We start from the raw sequence: 17800 nt of genomic DNA, 5'->3' as shown, positions 1-17800 counted from the left end.
TGCCGCAGGGCAACGCCTCGGCCGCACCGGCCAAGCCGGCCCCCGGGGCGCAGGCGGGGGACTGGGATCGCACGCCCGGCACTCAGGCGCAGTCGCCCGACACGTGGGCCTGGGATCCCACGTTGCCCGCCATCCCCAGCGCCTTCGTCAGCGGCGACCCGGTGGCGATCATCAACGCGATCCTCGGCATCGCGCAGACCTCGGCGCAGGTCACCCAGGACCTCGGCCGCAACTTCCTGCAGAAGCTCGGACTCCTGCCCACCCCAACGGGTTACACCAACAACGGTGCCATTCCGCGGGTGTACGGCAGGCAGGCCACGGAGTACGTCATCAAACGCGGCATGGCCCAGATGGGCGTGCCCTACTCGTGGGGTGGCGGCAACGCCGCCGGCCCCAGCCGCGGCATCGACTCGGGTGCGGGCACCGTCGGCTTCGACTGCTCGGGCCTCATGCTCTACATGTTCGCAGGCGTCGGCATCAAGCTGGACCACTACTCCGGCTCGCAGTACAACGCCGGCCGCAAGGTGCCGTCGTCGGAGATGCGCCGCGGCGACATGATCTTCTACGGCCCCAACGCAAGTCAGCACGTCGCGATGTACCTCGGTGACGGCCAGATGTTGGAGGCGCCGTACACCGGATCCACCGTCAAGATCTCGCCCGTGCGAACCAGCGGCATGACGCCGTACGTGACCCGACTCATTGAATGGTGAAATCCCTTGTTTGACAGTACTTCCCGGCTAACCCGGGCCCTGCGGGCGGTGGTGCCGGCCATCGGTGCCGCAGCGCTCGCCGTCGGCCTGCTGCTGGGGGCGCCCGCGACCGCGTCGGCAGCGCCCGACGACGGAGCGTGGGACCCCACGCTGCCGAAGATCGTCAGCTCGGGGGCCCCCGGTGACCCCGTCGCCGCCGCCAACGCGGCGTTCGCCGTCAGCTCCCTGGCGCTGCAGACCACGCAGAACCTGGGCAAGCAGTTCCTGTCGAGCATCGGACTGGGCGGCAGCCCGGCCGCGGCGGCGCTGCCGGGTGGACGCGTCCGCGGACCGCAGGCCATCGAGTACGTGATCCGGCGCGGCGCGTCGCAGCAGGGGGTCCCGTACTCCTGGGGCGGCGGAGCGCTGAACGGGCCCAGCGAGGGCGTGGACCAGGACGCCGGCAAGATCGGCTACGACTGCTCCGGCTTCACCCGCTACGCGTTCGCCGGCGTGGGCGTGCAGATCCCGAAGTACTCCGGCGACCAGTACAACGCCGGCCGCAAGATCCCGCAGTCGCAGGCCAAGCGCGGCGACCTGCTGTTCTGGGGTCCCGGAGGCAGCCAGCACGTCGCGATCTACCTGGGCGGCGGTCAGATGCTCGAGGCCTCGAGCAGCAAGGGCATGGTGGCCGTCAGCCCGCTGCGCACCGCGGGCCTGCAGCCCTACCTGGTGCGTTTCATCGAATCCTGACTGGCCGCCCGGGCTGGGCGTGGGCCACGTCGACGGATGTCGAACTGCCTGGAATAGTTGACGGCGGGCGTCCGGAGCGGGGCGCCGGCACTGACACATGGAGGATGCTTGATGACGTCACCGAGTGGGCCGCCGCAGGGCGCAGGAGGCTTCCCCGGGTCGAACCCGTCGCAGGGTTTCCCCGGTCAGCAGCCGGCCGCCACCGGCCTGCAAGGCGAGGTGCACACCCTCGAGCGCGCCATCTTCGAGGTCAAGCGGATCATCGTCGGCCAGGACCAACTGGTCGAGCGCATGCTGGTGGGCTTGCTGGCCAAGGGGCACGTGCTGCTCGAAGGCGTTCCCGGTGTCGCCAAGACACTCGCCGTGGAGACCTTCGCCAAGGTCGTCGGCGGCTCGTTCGCCCGCATCCAGTTCACCCCCGACCTGGTGCCCACCGACATCGTCGGTACCCGCATCTACCGCGTCGGCAAGGAGGACTTCGACACCGAGCTGGGCCCGGTGATGGTCAACTTCCTGCTGGCCGACGAGATCAACCGCGCCCCCGCCAAGGTCCAGTCGGCGTTGCTGGAGGTCATGGCCGAGCGCAAGGTGTCCATCGGCGGCAAGACCTACCCGCTGCCCAGCCCGTTCCTGGTGATGGCCACCCAGAACCCCATCGAGCAGGAGGGCGTCTACCAGCTGCCCGAAGCGCAGCGCGACCGCTTCCTGTTCAAGCTCAACGTCGACTACCCGTCGCCCGAGGAAGAGCGCGAGATCATCTACCGGATGGGCGTCACCCCGCCCACCCCCAAGCAGATCCTCGACACCGACGACCTGCTGCGCCTGCAGGGCGTCGCCGCCAACGTCTTCGTGCACCACGCCCTGGTGGACTACGTGGTGCGGGTCGTCACCGCCACGCGCGAGCCGGAGAAGTTCGGCATGCCCGACGCCAAGTCGTGGATCGCCTACGGCGCGTCGCCGCGTGCCTCGCTGGGCATCATCGCCGCCTCGCGGGCGTTGGCGTTGGTCCGCGGTCGCGATTACGTCATCCCCACCGACGTCGTGGAGATCATCCCCGACGTGCTGCGCCACCGGCTGGTGCTCACCTACGACGCGCTCGCCGACGAGGTGTCGGCCGAGACGGTCGTCAACCGGATCCTGCAGACCGTCGCGCTCCCGCAGGTCAATGCCATTCCGCAGCAAGGGCATTCGGCCCCGGCCATGCCCGCGGCGACAGCGGCGGCCAGCGGTCGGTGACCCGCTCCACGAGCCGCACGGTCGACCCGCCGTCGCTGCACCGGGGCCAGATCCGCGACCCGGAGCTGTCGGCGGCGCTGCGCAAGCTCGAGCTGACGGTGCGTCGCAAGCTCGACGGCGTGCTGCACGGCAACTACCAGGGCCTCATCCCCGGCCCCGGATCGGAGCCGGGGGAGTCGCGGGTCTACCAACCCGGTGACGACGTCCGTCGCATGGACTGGTCGGTGACCGCCCGCACCACCACGCCGCACGTCCGCCAGATGATCGCCGACCGCGAGTTGGAGACCTGGCTCGTCGTCGACGTCTCGGCCAGCCTGGACTTCGGCACCGCCGGCTGCGAGAAGCGCGACCTGGCCGTCGCCGCCGCCGCGGCCATCGCGTTCCTCAACAGCGGGGGCGGCAACCGGCTCGGCGCGGTGATCACCAACGGCGACAGCACGCGACGCGTGCCGGCGCTGTCGGGACGCATGCACGAGCACGAGCTGCTCAGCGCCATCGCCACCATGCCGAAGGCGCCGGTGGGAGTCCGCGGCGACCTCGCCGAGGCCATCGACCAGTTGCGCCGCCCCGAGCGGCGCCGCGGCATGGCCGTGATCATCAGCGACTTCCTGGGCCCCATCAACTGGATGCGGCCGCTGCGCGCCATCGCCGGACGGCACGAGGTGCTGGGCGTCGAGATCCTCGACCCCCGCGACGTCGAACTGCCCGACGTCGGCGAGGTGATCCTGCAGGACACCGAATCCGGGGTGACCCGCGAGTTCACCATCGACGAGCAGCTGCGCGACGACTTCGCCAGGGCGGCCGCCGCACACCGCGCCGAGGTGGCCCGCACGCTACGGCGCTGCGACGCACCGTTGTTGACGCTGCGCACCGATCGCGACTGGATCGCCGACGTGGTGCGGTTCGTCGCCAACCGCCGACTGGCCTTCAGGTAGGCCGCGCTTCCCATGACGTTACCGCTGCTCGGACCCATGAGCCTGTCGGGTTTCGAGAACCCCTGGTTCTTCCTGTTCCTGATCGTCGTGGTCGCCGTCGTCGGTTACTACGTCGTGGCGCAGCTGGCCAAGCAGAAGCGCATGCTGCGCTTCGCCAACCTGGAGTTGTTGGAAAGCGTTGCCCCCAAACGGCCGTCGCGCTTCCGGCACCTGCCTGCCACGCTGCTGGCGCTGGCGTTGGTGCTGTTCACCATCGCCATGGCCGCACCCACCCACGACGTGCGCATCCCACGCAACCGGGCGGTGGTCATGCTGACCATCGACGTGTCGCAGTCCATGCGCGCCACCGACGTCGCCCCCACCCGCCTGGCCGCCGCCCAGGAAGCCGGCAAGCAGTTCGCCGACGAACTCACCCCCGGCATCAACCTGGGGCTCATCGCCTACGCCGGCACCGCCACCGTGCTGGTGGCGCCCACCACCGACCGTGCGGCCACCAAGGCGGCCATCGACAAACTGCAGCTCGCCGACCGCACGGCCACCGGCGAGGGCATCTTCACGGCACTGCAGGCCATCGCGACCGTCGGCGCCGTCCTCGGGGGTGGTGACGAGCCGCCCCCGGCGCGCATCGTGCTGCTCTCCGACGGCAAGGAGACCGTGCCGTCCAACCCGGACGCGCCCAAGGGGGCCTACACCGCCGCCCGCACCGCCAAGGATCAGGGGGTGCCGATCTCCACCATCTCCTTCGGCACGCCGTACGGGACCGTCGACATCAACGACCAGAAGCAACCCGTGCCCGTCGACGACGAGATGCTCAAGAAGATCGCCGAACTCTCCGGTGGCCAGGCCTACAGCGCCGCGAGCCTGCAACAGCTCAAGGACGTGTATTCGACGCTGCAGCAGCAGATCGGTTACGAGACCATCAAGGGCGACGCCAGCGTGGGCTGGCTGCGCCTGGGTGCGTTCCTGGTGGCGCTCGCCGCGCTGGGAGCCCTGCTGCTGAACCGGCGCCTGCCGGGTTGAGCCGGAGGCGGCCCGACCGCCGCGGTGCCCGCTTCCCGGTCGGCACCGATTTCGAGGTCAACGCGCCGGGACGATAGGTTGAGCCCCATGTCCGAACCCGCGAGGAGCATCTGATGCCCGAGTTCGTCTCTCGTTCCGTGTTGGTCACCGGCGGCAACCGCGGCATCGGCCTGGCCATCGCCCAGCGACTGGCCGCCGACGGTCACAAGGTGGCGGTCACGCATCGCGGTTCCGGTGCGCCCGAGGGCTTGTTCGGCGTGCAGTGCGACGTCACCGACGCCGCCGCCGTCGATCGCGCCTTCACCGAGGTCGAGGAACACCAGGGCGCCGTCGAGGTGCTGGTGTCCAACGCGGGCATCTCCAAGGACGCGTTCCTCATGCGGATGACCGAGGAGCGGTTCAGCGAGGTCATCGACGCCAACCTCACGGGAGCGTTCCGGGTGACCCAGCGCGCGTCGCGCAGCATGCAGCGCAACCGCTTCGGGCGCATCATCTACATCGGTTCGGTCTCGGGCATGTGGGGCATCGGCAACCAGGCCAACTACGCGGCGGCCAAGGCCGGCCTCATCGGCATGGCCCGCTCGATCTCGCGCGAGCTGTCCAAGGCCGGCGTCACCGCCAACGTCGTCGCACCCGGCTACATCGACACCGAGATGACACGCGCGCTCGACGAACGCATCCAGCAGGGCGCCCTGGACTTCATCCCGGCCAAGCGGGTGGGCACCGCCGAGGACGTCGCAGGCGCCGTCAGCTTCCTCGCGTCGGAGGACGCGGGGTACATCGCCGGCGCGGTCATCCCCGTCGACGGCGGCATGGGAATGGGTCACTAGACCCCACCGGATCACCGGGCCCTCGCGCCCGCACACGCGCGTTTACCAGAAAGGAACACCAGACATGGCAGGCATTCTCGAGGGCAAGCGCATCCTCGTCACGGGGATCATCACCGACTCGTCCATCGCATTCCACATCGCCAAGCAGGCGCAGGAAGCCGGTGCCGAGTTGGTGCTGACCGGGTTCGACCGGATGAAGCTCATCCAGCGCATCGCCGACCGGCTGCCCAAGCCGGCACCGCTGCTCGAACTCGACGTGCAGAACACCGAGCACCTCGACTCCCTGGCGGGCCGCATCACCGAGGCCATCGGCGAGGGCAACAAGCTCGACGGCGTCGTGCACTCGATCGGCTTCATGCCGCAGACCGGCATGGGCGTCAACCCGTTCTTCGATGCTCCCTACGAGGACGTGGCCAAGGGCATCCACATCTCGGCCTACTCGTACGCCTCCCTGGCCAAGGCCACGCTGCCGGTACTCAACCGCGGCGGCAGCATCGTGGGCATGGACTTCGACCCCACCCGCGCCATGCCCGCCTACAACTGGATGACCGTGGCCAAGAGCGCACTGGAGTCGGTGAACCGCTTCGTCGCCCGCGAGGCAGGACCGTACGGCGTGCGCTCCAACCTGGTGGCCGCCGGCCCCATCCGGACGCTCGCGATGAGCGCCATCGTGGGTGGCGCGCTGGGCGCCGAGGCCGGCGACCAGATGCGCCTGCTCGAAGAGGGCTGGGACCAGCGGGCCCCCGTCGGCTGGAACATGAAGGATCCCACCCCCGTCGCCAAGACCGTGTGCGCGCTGCTCTCGGAGTGGCTGCCGGCCACCACCGGCACCGTCGTGTACGCCGACGGCGGCGCCCACACCCAGCTGCTCTGACCATGGCCCCCGACGAGTTCGACGCCGTCCTGCTGTTGTCGTTCGGCGGCCCCGAGGCGCCCGAGCACGTCATGCCCTTCCTGGAGAACGTCACCAGGGGCCGAGGCATCCCACGGGAACGCCTCGAGGGCGTCGCCGAGCACTACCTGCACTTCGGCGGCGTGTCGCCGATCAACGGCATCAACCGGGCCCTCATCGAGCAGATCGAGGCCGAACTCGCCGCAAGGGGACGCTCGGTGCCCGTGTACTTCGGCAACCGCAACTGGGACCCGTTCGTCGAGGACACCGTGGCGCGGATGCGCGACGACGGCATCCGCCGGGCGGCGGTGTTCACCACGTCGGCGTGGGGCGGCTACTCCGGCTGCACGCAGTACCAGGAGGACATCGCCAGGGCCCGCGCCGCCGTCGACGGGGCGCCCGAACTGGTGAAGCTGCGGCAGTACTTCGACCATCCGCTGCTGGTCGAGATGTTCGCCGAGGCCATCGCCGAGGCCAAGGCCACCCTGCCGGCGGACGTGCGCGACGACGCGCGGCTGGTGTTCACCGCGCACTCCATCCCGCTGCGGGCGGCCGCCCAGTGCGGCCCCGACCTCTACGAGCGCCAGGTCGGCTACGCCGCGTCGCTGGTCGCGGCGGCCGCGGGCTACGCCGACTACGACCAGGTGTGGCAGTCGCGTTCGGGGTCGCCGCAGGTGCCGTGGCTGGAACCCGACGTCGGCGACCACCTGTCGGCGCTGGCGGCAGCGGGGACCAAGGCCGTCGTGGTGTGTCCCGTCGGCTTCGTCGCCGACCACATCGAGGTGGTGTGGGACCTCGACGCCGAACTCGCCGAGCAGGCCGCGGCCGAGGGCGTCGCGTTCGCCAGGGCCACCACGCCCAACGCGCGGCGGCGGTTCGCCCAACTGGCCGTCGACCTCGTCGACGAACTGCGCACGGGCGCCGAGCCCGCACGGGTGCGAGTGCCCGCACCGGTGCCCGGCTACGGCTGCTCGGTCAACGGCGCGCTGTGCACGCCCAACTGCTCTATCCCCGCCAGGCCGACTGCAGGATCGCGCTGACGGCGGCCAACCGCGCCGAACGCACCACGGTGGCCAACGGCCGCAACGCGTCGTTGGCGATCTGCAGTTCGGAGGACGACTGCAGGCCGATCGGCATCAGGTGCGAACTCACCGTGATGATCGCGTCGACGTGCGCGGCCTGCTCGAGCACCCGCACCGCCCGCGACGGTGCATGCTCGGGCGCGCGGTGCGGCCGACCCGACTCCAGGATCTGCTCGACCATGCCCCGCGGATCGTCGACGTCGGGGCTGGCGCCCGCCCGCAGCGTGCCCAGCGCCTCGGCGGCCGAGCGCACCGCGGTGCGCAGCTCGAACTCGGCGTGGGCCAGGTCGACGTGTTCCAACACCGGCGGGGCGGGCAGGGAGTACACCGTCCACGACAGCGCCGTCGGCTCGGCGTACTCGGATTCGTCGTACTCCGGATCGTCGTCGAAGCAGAAGTCGGGCACCAGGCCCACGGCGTCCCCCGAGGCCGGGGTGACGATGATGGCCTCCCCGGCGATGACGGCGTCGGACTGGAACTGCGTGCCCGCGGCGAGGCCGCGGACGTCGCCGGGGATCGGCAGGGCGATCGCCATCGCCGGCTCGCCCCGGGTGGGACCCGCCGCCGTGCGCAGCGTCTGCAGCATCGACACCGCGCCCGCATCGGTCAGGTCGGGCCACGGCAGACCCGTTCGACCCGCGGCCACCGAGTCGTAGGCGGTCACGGTTTGTCTTGGCGCCCAAAGGGATAGCGCATCGAGGACGTCGTCGGGCGCGGCGAGGCCGGCGAGCCAGGCGTTGGCCCACACGGCCAGCGAAACACTAGGGCACCACATGATGTCCGCAGTGTAGTTGTTGGCCGCCTCGGCAGCCGTGCAGGCGGTACGGTGGCGGCATGCCCATTTGGTTGATTTGGCTGATCGCCGCCGTGGGCCTGGCCGGGGCGGAGGCGCTCACCGGCGACCTGTTCCTGTTGATGCTCGCCGGCGGCGCGTTGGCCGCGGTGGGCTCGAGCCTGCTGGTCGACAACTACGTCGTCGACGGGGTGGTCTTCCTGGTGGTGTCCGTGCTGCTGCTGGTGCTGGTCCGGCCGGTGCTGCGGCGACGGTTCGCCGCGGGCCAGGGACTGCCCGAACCGGTGCGCGCACTGGAGGGCAAGAGCGCCCTGGTACTGGACACCGTCGCCCGCCATGCCGGGCAGGTGAAACTCGACGGGGAGGTCTGGACGGCGCGTCCGCTCAACGACGACGACGTCTACGCCCCGGGAGACCACGTGACCGTCGTCCGGATCGACGGTGCCACCGCCGTCGTCTTCAAGACGATCTGACACACCCGAGGGAAGGAACGTCATGGAAGGTGCCATAGCCGGCCTCGTCGTCGTCGCGGTCCTGGTGGTCTTCGCGATCATCGTCGTGGCCAAGTCGGTGGCCCTCATTCCCCAGGCCGAGGCGGCCGTCATCGAACGCCTCGGGCGCTACAGCAAGACGGTGTCGGGGCAGCTCACGCTGCTGCTGCCGTTCGTCGACAAGATTCGGGCACGGGTCGACCTGCGCGAGCGGGTGGTGAGCTTCCCGCCGCAGCCGGTGATCACCGAGGACAACCTCACGGTGAACATCGACACCGTCGTGTACTTCCAGGTGACCAATCCGCAGGCCGCGGTCTACCAGATCAGCAACTACATCGTCGGCGTCGAGCAGCTCACCACCACCACGCTGCGCAACGTCGTGGGCGGCATGACCCTGGAGCAGACCCTGACGTCGCGTGACTCCATCAACGGGCAGTTGCGCGGCGTCCTCGACGAGGCCACCGGGCGGTGGGGTCTGCGCGTGGCCCGTGTCGAACTGCGCAGCATCGACCCGCCGCCCTCCATCCAGGATTCGATGGAGAAGCAGATGCGGGCCGACCGTGAGAAGCGCGCCATGATCCTCACCGCGGAGGGCAATCGCGAGGCGTCGATCAAGCAGGCGGAGGGACAGAAGCAGGCGCAGATCCTGGCCGCAGAGGGCGCCAAGCAGGCCGCGATCCTCGCCGCCGAGGCCGACCGCCAGTCGCGCATGCTGCGCGCGCAGGGCGAGCGCGCCGCGCAGTACCTGCAGGCGCAGGGCCAGGCCAAGGCCATCGAGAAGACGTTCGCGGCGATCAAGGCGGGCAGGCCGACACCGGAGATGCTGGCCTACCAGTACCTCCAGACGCTGCCGCTGATGGCCAAGGGCGAGGCGAACAAGGTGTGGGTGGTGCCCAGCGACTTCGGTTCGGCGCTACAGGGGTTCACCAAGCTGCTCGGCGCGCCCGGCGAGGACGGCGTGTTCCGCTACACCCCGTCGCCGGTCGAGCACGACCTGCCCAAGCCCGAGGACGATTCCGAGGAAGTGGCCGACTGGTTCTCCACGCAGACCGACCCGGCCATCGCGCAGGCCGTCGCGAAGGCCGAAGCCGAGGCGCGCACACCGGTGCAGGGGCCGGGTTACGGCGTGCCGCAACCCCTTCCGCAGGCCGGGGTCACCGCGCCGGTGCCGCTGCCGAACCCGCCGCTGCAGGATCCGCAGCCGGAGGGTGGGCAGCACGCCAGGTAGCCGTCACGAGGGCGCCTCCGCGCCACGGGTGTCGGTGGCGCCCGCGGCGTCGGTGGTACCTGCCGCGTGCACCTGGCTCCTGCGGTGCGCTCGGATCTCGAAGACCAGACCGGCCACGCCGAGGCTGGCGGTGCCGAGCGACACCAGGAACAGCAGGGGACTGACGTTTCCGGTGAGCGCGTCGCCGAGGATGACGATGGCGGCGGTGCCGGGCAGCAGACCCGCCAGTGAGGCCAACGTGAACGGCAGCGCTCGCACCGCGGACGCGCCCGCGGCGTAGTTGAGCACCGAGAACGGCACGGCGGGGATGAGCCGCATCGACAGCACCGTCGGCCAGCCGCGCTGTCGCAGCCGGGCATCGACCAGCCCGACGCGGGGGTGGCTCAGCAGGCGGTCGAGCCGCAGACCCACCGCGCGCACCAGGAACAGCGCGGCGACGGCGCTGACGGTGCTGGCCACCACCGCGATGGACACGCCGAGCAGTGGGCCGAACAGCAGGCCCGCCGACAGCGTGAACGCGGTGCGGGGGAACGGGAAGATCGTCACCACGACGTGCGCGGCGAAGAACGCGAGGGGGAACCACGGTCCCGCGGCGGTCGCCCAGTCGCGCAGCTCCACCGCGGTGGGCAGCGGCACCAGCAGCGCGATTGCGACGAGAATCACAATCGCGGCCAGGATCGCCGCGAGCTTGCGCCGCGGCACGGCCGCCATGGTGCTCGTGATCGCGCCCCGGACCATGCGCAACGTGCGGACGACGGGTGTCACGTCTCCCTAGGGTACGGGTCCGGACGGGCGGCGCCACGGGTGCGCCGACCCGCGCCAAACGGCCCGCGGCGGCCCCGACCGCTGCCCGTTGGTCAGCGGCGTGATCGCGATCATTTAGCCTGACAGACAGTTGTCAAGTCACTTCTGCAATGACGCAAATGACGGGGAGCTGCCACGTGTCCGGACATCAGTCCAGTTCCAAGACGAGCGCCGCCGAGTCCGATCGCGAGCAGTGGCGTGCCGCCGTTGCGGGCGTGCTGGCCAAGAGTCGCCGCAAGGACCCCGCCGACCTCGGCGAGACGCCCGAGCAGCTGCTCGATTCGCCGACCTACGAGGGCTTCCCGATCCGGCCGCTCTACACGATCCTCGACGCCCAGCCGGAACCGCCGCTGCCCGGCCGGTGGCCGTTCACCCGGGGTGGTGACGCCCTGCGTGACGTCACGTCCGGGTGGAAGGTGGCCGAGACGTTCCCGCTGCCCGGCGGCGTCTCCGTCGCCGAGGGCAACGGCGCCGTGCTGAGCGCGCTGACCGAGGGGACGTCGGCGCTCGTGCTGCGGGTCGGTGACGGGGCCGACGATCGCGTGCCGGCCGCCGACCTCGACCGCCTGCTCGAAGGGGTCTTCCTGGAGCTGGTGCCGGTGCAGCTGGACGCGGGTGCGCACTACGTCGCCGCGGTCGACGCCGTGCTCGCCCTGGTCGCCGATCTCGACCCCGATCGACGTGCCCGGCTGTCGGTGGACCTCGGCGCCGACCCGCTGATCGCCGCGCTCACCGACCGTGGGGCACCCACGCTCGACGAGGTGCTCGCCGTGGCGACCCGCGTCGTCGACTTCGACGGCGGGGTGCGCGCGGTCACCGTCGACGGACCGGGGCTGCACGATCTGGGGGCCAACGCCTCCTGGGAGTTGGCGGGCGTCGTCGCGGCCGGGGTGTCCTACGTGCGGCACCTGGTCGCCGGGGGACTGTCGCCCCGCGCCGCCGTGGGCCAGGTGAGCCTGCGGCTGGCCGCCGACGACGACCAGTTCATGACCATCGCGAAACTGCGTGCCGCGCGCCAACTCTGGGCGCGCGTGGCCGAGGTGATCGGCGAGCCCGACGCCGGCGCCGCCACCATCCATGCCGTCACGTCGCGACCCATGATGTCGCAGCGCGACCCCTGGGTGAACATGCTGCGCACCACGGTGGCCGCGTTCGCCGCGGGCGTGGGCGGCGCCGACACCGTCGGCGTGCTGACGTTCGACAGCGCCATCCCCGGCGGTCTCCCCGGCACCGCGACCAGCTTCGCGCGGCGCATGGCACGCAACACGCAACTGCTGCTGCTGGAGGAGTCGCATCTGGGGCGGGTGCTCGACCCTGCGGGCGGGTCGTGGTTCGTGGAGGACCTGACCCGATCACTCGCCGAGGGGGCGTGGGCCAACGTTCGTGAACTCGAGGCCGCGGGCGGCTTCGCCGACGCCGGTGAGCTGCTGCTGGAGCGCATCGGCGACGTCCGCGAGCGGCGCCGCGCCGACGTCGCTCACCGCCGCACCGCCGTCACCGGGGTCAACGAGTACCCCAACCTTGCCGAGGCCGCCCTGCCGCCGCTCGAGGAGGTCGCGCCGCCGTACCGCTACGGCGCGGACTTCGAGGCGCTGCGCGTCCGGTCCGACGCCCATCTGGCCGCCACGGGTGCGCGGCCCACCGTGCTGCTGTTGCCACTGGGGCCACTCGCCGAGCACAACGTGCGCACGACGTTCGCCGCCAACCTGCTGGCCTCGGGCGGTGTGCAGACGGTCGACCCGGGCACCGTCTCGGCCGACGGGGTGGCCGATGCCGTGAGGGCGGCCGGCGCCCCCGCCGCCGTCGTGCTGTGCGGCACCGACGCCCGGTACGCCGAGGAGGCGTCGGCCGTCGTGGCGGCCGCCCGCGCCGCGGGCGTGTCGCACGTCTACCTGGCGGGCCAGCCGAAGGCGGTCGCGGATGCGCCGGAGCAGCCCGACGAGTTCCTCACCGCCACGATCGACGCGATCTCGGCCCTGTCCACCCTGTTGACCCGATTGGGGGCATGAGATGACCACGTCCGACGTCGCCGGCGCGCAGCCGCAGACCGCCGAACCCGCCAAGGCCATCCCCAGTTTCGCCGACGTGCCGCTGCGCGGGGAGAAGACGGGTGAGCCGGCCACCGACGCGGCCGTCGCCGAGCAGGTCGCCGCCGCGGCGCACGCGCACGGCTACTCCGCCGACCACCTGAATTGGGCCACTCCGGAGGGCATCGACGTCAAGCCGGTGTACATCGCCGCCGACCGCGACGCCGCGGCCGACGCGGGCTACCCGCTGGACACCTTTCCCGGTGCCCCGCCGTTCGTCCGCGGGCCCTATCCCACGATGTACGTCAACCAGCCGTGGACCATCCGCCAGTACGCCGGGTTCTCGACGGCCGCGGAGTCCAACGCGTTCTACCGGCGCAACCTCGCGGCGGGCCAGAAGGGCCTGTCGGTGGCGTTCGACCTGGCCACCCACCGCGGCTACGACTCCGACCACCCGCGGGTGGCCGGCGACGTCGGCATGGCGGGCGTGGCCATCGATTCGATCCTGGACATGCGTCAGCTGTTCGACGGCATCGACCTGTCGTCGGTGAGCGTGTCGATGACGATGAACGGCGCGGTGCTGCCGATCCTGGCGCTCTACGTCGTGGCGGCCGAGGAGCAGGGGGTGCCGCCGGAGAAGTTGGCGGGGACCATCCAGAACGACATCCTCAAGGAGTTCATGGTCCGCAACACCTACATCTATCCGCCGAAGCCGTCGATGCGCGTGATCTCCGACATCTTCGGTTACACCAGCGCGAAGATGCCGAAGTTCAACAGCATCTCGATCTCGGGCTATCACATTCAGGAGGCCGGGGCGACGGCCGATCTCGAGCTGGGTTACACGCTGGCCGACGGCGTCGAGTACATCAAGGCGGGCTTGGACGCGGGCCTGGACATCGACAAGTTCGCCCCCCGGCTGAGCTTCTTCTGGGGCATCGGGATGAACTTCTTCATGGAGGTCGCCAAGCTGCGCGCGGGGCGACTGCTGTGGAGCGAGCTGGTGGCGCAGTTCGACCCCAAGAGCGCGAAGTCGCTGTCGCTGCGCACGCACTCGCAGACCTCGGGCTGGTCGCTGACGGCGCAGGACCCGTTCAACAACGTGGCGCGCACCTGCATCGAGGCCATGGCGGCCACACAGGGGCACACGCAGTCACTGCACACCAACGCACTCGACGAGGCGTTGGCACTGCCCACGGACTTCTCCGCGCGCATCGCCCGCAACACCCAGCTGCTGCTGCAGCAGGAGTCGGGCACGACGCGACCGATCGACCCGTGGGGCGGCTCGTACTACGTCGAGTGGTTGACCCATCAACTGGCGGAGAAGGCTCGCGCCCACATCAAGGAGGTCGCCGAACACGGCGGCATGGCGCAGGCGATCGGCGAGGGCATCCCGAAGCTGCGCATCGAGGAGGCCGCGGCGCGCACCCAGGCGCGCATCGACTCGGGTGCCCAGACGGTGATCGGGGTGAACAAGTACCAGGTGGACTCCGACCACGAGGTCGAGGTCTTGAAGGTGCAGAACAGCCGGGTGCGCGCCGAGCAGCTGGCGAAGCTGGAGCAGCTGCGCAGCGAGCGGGACGAGGCCGCGACGCAGGCCGCTCTGGCCGAATTGACCCGGGCCGCAGCAGCATCCGGCCCAGCAGGCGAGGACGGTCTGGGCAACAACCTGCTGGCGTTGGCGATCGACGCCGCGCGCGCCAAGGCGACCGTCGGGGAGATCTCCGAGGCGCTGGAACGCGTGTACGGTCGGCATCAGGCCGAGATCCGCACCATCGCAGGCGTGTACCGGGACGAGGTGGGCAAGGTCAGCAACGTCAGCAAGGCGACCGAACTGGTCGAGAAGTTCGCCGAGGCCGATGGCCGCAGGCCCCGCATCCTGGTGGCGAAGATGGGCCAGGACGGCCACGACCGCGGCCAGAAGGTCATCGCCACCGCGTTCGCCGACATCGGCTTCGACGTCGACGTCGGCTCGTTGTTCTCGACCCCGGACGAGGTGGCCCGCCAGGCCGCCGACAACGACGTGCACGTGGTGGGCGTGTCGTCGTTGGCGGCCGGACACCTGACCCTGGTGCCTGCGCTGCGCGATGCGCTGGCCGAGGTTGGGCGTCCCGACATCATGGTGGTGGTGGGCGGCGTGATCCCTCCCGGCGACTTCGACGAGCTGTACCAGGCCGGCGCGGCGGCCATCTTCCCGCCGGGGACCGTCATCGCCGACGCCGCGATCGGCTTGCTGGAGAAGCTGGCCGATCGGTTGGGCTACGATGTCGGCTGACGTCGGTTGATGTCGGCTTCCGAACTGGCGCAATCGATTCGAAGCGGGGATCGATCGGCCCTCGCACGGGCGATCACGCTGGTCGAGTCGACGCGGGCCGATCACCGCGACCGAGCGCAGGAGTTGCTGCTCGAGTTGTTGCCGGACGCGGGGTCGGCTCAGCACGTCGGCATCACCGGGGTACCCGGTGTGGGCAAGTCGACGACGATCGAGGCGTTGGGCATGTACCTCATCGAGCGGGGGCACCGCGTCGCGGTGGTCGCGGTCGATCCGTCGTCGACGCGCACCGGCGGGTCGATCCTCGGCGACAAGACGCGCATGGCCCGACTGGCCGTGCATCCGGATGCCTACATCCGGCCGTCACCGACGTCGGGCACGCTCGGCGGCGTCGCCAAGGCCACGCGCGAGACGATCGTGCTGCTGGAGGCCGCGGGCTACGACGTCATCCTGGTCGAGACCGTCGGGGTGGGGCAGTCCGAGGTCGCGGTGGCCAACATGGTCGACACGTTCGTGTTCCTGACGCTGGCCCGCACCGGAGATCAGTTGCAGGGCATCAAGAAGGGCGTCCTGGAGCTGGCCGACGTGGTGGTGGTGAACAAGGCCGACGGGCCGCACGCCGCCGAGGCCAAGGCCTGCGCGCGGGAACTGGCCGGTGCCATCCGCTTGCTCTACCCGCGCGAAACCCTGTGGCGGCCCCCGGTGTTGACCATGAGTGCCCTGACGGGGGACGGTTTGGATCGGCTTTGGGACACCGTCTGCGAGCACCGCCGGGTGCTGACCGAGGCGGGCGAGTTCGAGGCACGCCGCCGCGCGCAGCAGGTGGACTGGACGTGGTCGATGGTGCGGGACGCGGTGCTCGATCGCGTGTTGTCGCACCCGGGGGTGAAGGCGGTGCGCGCCGAGGTCGAGCGTCAGGTGCGCGACGGCGAACTCACCCCCGCGCTGGCGGCGCAAACCATCCTCGACGCCGCGACGGACTGAGCGGGTTCGGACCGCGACCGCCGACGGCAAACGGATCCCGTGGCGGATGGCGGACCGGGGCAACGGTTCCGCGCCCACGTCGGCGGGTCCGCTAACGGATCGGTAACGGTTTGAACCGGGACGGCGTGTCTGTCGGTACAGTCAATATGTGACCCCAGCAACAGTGCGGGACGGCGGCGCGGTGTTACCCCGCGGCGTGTCCGGCGCCGCGGACCCGAGCTTCGCGGGCGCCGTGCGCGCCTTCGCGCGGTCGTTCCCGCACCGTCGACTGGGCGGGGGAGCGCTGGCGGTCTACCTCGACGGCGAACCGGTCGTCGACGTGTGGACGGGCTGGGCGGATCGCCGGGGCAGGCGGCCGTGGACCGCGGACACGGGCGCCATGGTGTTCTCGGCCACCAAGGGTGCGGCGGCGACGGTGATCCATCGGTTGGCCGACCGGGGACTGATCGACTACGACGCCCCCGTGGCGGAGTACTGGCCCGAGTTCGGCGCCAACGGCAAGCGCTTCGTGACCGTCAACGACCTCATGCGCCACCGCGCGGGGCTGTCCCAACTCAACGGCCTGTCGATGGCGGACCTCCTCGATCACCAGCGGATGGAGGAGCGGCTGGCGGCGGCCCGGATGGGGCTCTGGCGCGGCAGGCCGGCCTATCACGCGTTGACGTACGGCTGGCTGCTGTCGGGGTTGGCGCGCGCGGTCACCGGTCGTGGCATGCGCGAGCTGTTCCGGACCGAACTCGCGGCGCCGCTCGACACCGACGGCTGGCATCTGGGCCGGCCACCCGTGGCGGCCCCGACTCAGTGCGCACGCATCATCGGCCCGCAGACCCGGCTGCAGAACCCGGTCTTCAACGCGATCGCCCCCCGCGTCGCGGCACTGCCGATCTCCGGCGGTTTCGGATCGCTGTACTTCCCCGGTATGAAGGCGTCGGTGCAGGGCGACACCCCGCTGCTGGACACCGAACTGCCCGCCGCCAACGGGGTGGCGACCGCGAGGGCCCTGGCCCGCATGTACGGCGCGATTGCCAGCGGTGGCCGCGTCGGTGACGCACGCTTCCTGTCGGCCGGTCTCGTCGCGCGGCTCACGGGCGCCCCCAGCTGGCATCCCGACGGCTGTCTGCTGATGCCCATGTCCTTCCATCTCGGATACCACTCGATGCCGGTGGGCGGGGTGATGCCGGGGTTCGGGCACGTCGGTCTCGGCGGCTCGTTCGGCTGGGCGGATCCCTCGTCGGGTGTGGCGGTGGGCTTCGTGCACAACCGACTGCTCACCCCGATGGTGGTCGGGGATCAGGCGGGTTTCCTGCTCACCGCAGCGATGATTCGACACGCGGCGGCACGTGCCCGCAAGCACGGATACGTGCCGATCACGCCCTTCGGATCGGCCTTCGGCGACCTGGAGAAGACGGCAGTCTGAGTTCTGGCGAAGTTCCTGTAATGGCGCGGACGTGTACATCGTCCGCGCTATTTCTTTGAGAGACAACGTGTTCGGAGAAAAGCCATCGGGCCGGTATGGTTTGCCGGGCGAAAACCGACCGATGGCCGGATGTGTTGCCAGAGTCACACTGGTCACACCGGTGCGTTACTCCGCACGTGGTTGCCAACGAGGGGATTGTACGAACATGGCCTGAGCGGAGGCTGAGAGCAAACCAAGGAATCCGTGGCTAATGCATACCTTCGTTCGAATTGGTCTCAGCTGCATGGATTGTCGCGACCGACCATAAGCTAGCAAACCCGTGTCACGGCCGAATAACGCACCGCCGGTCA

16 protein-coding genes are annotated in these 17800 nt (G+C 70.4%); 14 read left to right on the top strand and 2 right to left on the bottom strand.

From position 1 onward, the window contains the following. The 8 genes from AC30CM_RS14535 to AC30CM_RS14500 all read left to right on the top strand — a co-directional run. The coding region (locus tag AC30CM_RS14535) for an NlpC/P60 family protein (RefSeq protein WP_490117589.1) at positions 1 to 710 on the top strand (710 nt) is incomplete at its 5' end. A gap of 51 nt (positions 711 to 761) precedes the next feature. Continuing rightward, positions 762 to 1442: an NlpC/P60 family peptidoglycan endopeptidase RipB gene (gene ripB, locus AC30CM_RS14530; protein ID WP_490117596.1), complete on the top strand. Its 681-nt coding sequence runs from the start codon at positions 762 to 764 to the stop codon at positions 1440 to 1442. Between the two features lie 111 nt (positions 1443 to 1553). After that, positions 1554 to 2678 (top strand): chaperone MoxR1, encoded by a 1125-nt coding sequence (gene moxR1, locus AC30CM_RS14525; RefSeq protein WP_490117588.1) that lies wholly within the window; start codon positions 1554 to 1556, stop codon positions 2676 to 2678. Then, on the top strand, positions 2675 to 3613 hold the full coding sequence (locus tag AC30CM_RS14520) for a DUF58 domain-containing protein (RefSeq protein WP_490117587.1): 939 nt from the start codon (positions 2675 to 2677) through the stop codon (positions 3611 to 3613). The genes moxR1 and AC30CM_RS14520 overlap by 4 nt, the downstream gene beginning before the upstream one ends. 12 nt (positions 3614 to 3625) lie before the next feature. Then, a complete protein-coding gene (locus AC30CM_RS14515; protein ID WP_490117586.1) occupies positions 3626 to 4633 on the top strand; it encodes a VWA domain-containing protein in 1008 nt (335 codons plus the stop codon). Between the two features lie 113 nt (positions 4634 to 4746). Next, the gene (gene fabG1, locus AC30CM_RS14510; protein ID WP_490117585.1) at positions 4747 to 5463 is read left to right on the top strand and encodes a 3-oxoacyl-ACP reductase FabG1; all 717 of its coding nucleotides are present in this window, start codon (positions 4747 to 4749) and stop codon (positions 5461 to 5463) included. A gap of 64 nt (positions 5464 to 5527) precedes the next feature. Continuing rightward, positions 5528 to 6337: an NADH-dependent enoyl-ACP reductase InhA gene (gene inhA, locus AC30CM_RS14505; RefSeq protein WP_490117584.1), complete on the top strand. Its 810-nt coding sequence runs from the start codon at positions 5528 to 5530 to the stop codon at positions 6335 to 6337. 2 nt (positions 6338 to 6339) lie between these two features. Further along, the gene (locus AC30CM_RS14500) at positions 6340 to 7395 is read left to right on the top strand and encodes a ferrochelatase (RefSeq protein WP_490117583.1); all 1056 of its coding nucleotides are present in this window, start codon (positions 6340 to 6342) and stop codon (positions 7393 to 7395) included. Here AC30CM_RS14500 and AC30CM_RS14495 read toward each other — a convergent pair. Beyond that, positions 7361 to 8212, bottom strand: coding sequence for an Rv1486c family protein (locus tag AC30CM_RS14495; RefSeq protein WP_490117582.1), 852 nt, complete (start codon positions 8210 to 8212; stop codon positions 7361 to 7363). The two genes, AC30CM_RS14500 and AC30CM_RS14495, sit on opposite strands and share 35 nt — an antisense overlap. 59 nt (positions 8213 to 8271) lie before the next feature. Here AC30CM_RS14495 and AC30CM_RS14490 point away from each other — a divergent pair, with 59 nt between their 5' ends. After that, on the top strand, positions 8272 to 8703 hold the full coding sequence (locus AC30CM_RS14490) for an NfeD family protein (protein ID WP_490117581.1): 432 nt from the start codon (positions 8272 to 8274) through the stop codon (positions 8701 to 8703). A gap of 22 nt (positions 8704 to 8725) precedes the next feature. After that, positions 8726 to 9949 carry an SPFH domain-containing protein gene (locus AC30CM_RS14485; protein WP_490117580.1) on the top strand — a complete coding sequence of 408 codons (1224 nt, stop codon included), beginning with the start codon at positions 8726 to 8728 and terminating at the stop codon, positions 9947 to 9949. A 3-nt stretch (positions 9950 to 9952) separates the two neighbouring features. On the opposite strand, the gene AC30CM_RS14480 is transcribed toward AC30CM_RS14485, so the two are convergent. Continuing rightward, positions 9953 to 10687, bottom strand: a complete 735-nt coding sequence (locus AC30CM_RS14480) for a TVP38/TMEM64 family protein (RefSeq protein ID WP_490117595.1) — start codon at positions 10685 to 10687, stop codon at positions 9953 to 9955. Between the two features lie 203 nt (positions 10688 to 10890). On the opposite strand from AC30CM_RS14480, the gene mutA reads away from it, so the two are divergent. From mutA to lipL, 4 genes are all read left to right on the top strand, one after another. Continuing rightward, positions 10891 to 12762 carry a methylmalonyl-CoA mutase small subunit gene (mutA, locus tag AC30CM_RS14475; RefSeq protein ID WP_490117579.1) on the top strand — a complete coding sequence of 624 codons (1872 nt, stop codon included), beginning with the start codon at positions 10891 to 10893 and terminating at the stop codon, positions 12760 to 12762. A gap of 1 nt (position 12763) precedes the next feature. Then, the gene (gene scpA, locus AC30CM_RS14470; RefSeq protein WP_490117578.1) at positions 12764 to 15052 is read left to right on the top strand and encodes a methylmalonyl-CoA mutase; all 2289 of its coding nucleotides are present in this window, start codon (positions 12764 to 12766) and stop codon (positions 15050 to 15052) included. 9 nt (positions 15053 to 15061) lie between these two features. Beyond that, positions 15062 to 16033, top strand: a complete 972-nt coding sequence (gene meaB / locus AC30CM_RS14465; protein ID WP_490117577.1) for a methylmalonyl Co-A mutase-associated GTPase MeaB — start codon at positions 15062 to 15064, stop codon at positions 16031 to 16033. Between the two features lie 148 nt (positions 16034 to 16181). Beyond that, positions 16182 to 17450, top strand: a complete 1269-nt coding sequence (gene lipL, locus AC30CM_RS14460; protein ID WP_490117576.1) for an esterase/beta-lactamase LipL — start codon at positions 16182 to 16184, stop codon at positions 17448 to 17450. The last annotated feature ends 350 nt before the right edge of the window (positions 17451 to 17800 follow it).

Source organism: Mycobacterium sp. DHQP2018-32-09 (assembly GCF_058148405.1).
Note: the sequence above shows the minus strand (reverse complement) of the source record. Positions and strands in the feature narration are given on the sequence as shown.